This is a genomic window from Vibrio sp. 970 (assembly GCF_033339075.1).
The window spans coordinates 1-689 of sequence record NZ_JAWOTW010000336.1; the positions used below are offsets into that span (position 1 = coordinate 1).

Consider the following 689-nt stretch of genomic DNA (forward strand, 5'->3'; position numbering starts at 1 on the left):
GGCTTAAGGCTGTAACCGCCTGAATCAAACGTAATGCCTTTACCTACTAGACACGCGAATACTGGTGCGTTTTCATCGCCAGTCGGGTTGTAATCCAATTGCAGCATTGCTGATGTGCGATCCGAACCGCGACCAACCGCATAGATACCTTCCCAACCTTCCGCTAGTAGATCTTTATCTTTAACAATACGAGCCGTTACCGTGCCTTCTGGTGCGACAGCTTTGATGAACTCAGCCGCCATCGTAGCAAGTTGACGAGGTGCAACTTCTTCCGCCGTTTTGTTGATGATATCGCGCGTAAAATCGGTCGCTTTAATGCGAGCTTGAAGTTCAGTTTGGTCTTCTTCAGAAAGCGCAGTCCATTCTAGTAAACCGTGTTTTTTCGGGTTGCGGTAACCTTGATGGAAAGCCCAGATGCTTTCCAAATCCCAATGTTCACCAGAAAGTAGAACTGAATGAATTCCTTGGCCATCTAGCTGACGAGCTGCACGCTGAATTGCACCAAGATCATGACCTTCACCTAGATGAATCGTCGCACCGTTTTCAGAGAATGAAAGTAGTGCTTTCTCACCCCAGTGTGGAGCAGCAGAATCTTGACTTAAAAATACAGACATCTGTGTAGACATGGTTTCTCCTTGTCTTATATCGGCGTAGCCTACGCCGCTTCTTTTTAATAACTCACGGATGTT

General features: G+C 46.7%; 1 pseudogene. It reads right to left on the reverse strand.

The features are described from left to right. Positions 1–626: pseudogene (locus tag R7Q11_RS26510) on the reverse strand (aminopeptidase PepB); the annotation flags it as partial. Positions 627–689: the final 63 nt, after the last annotated feature.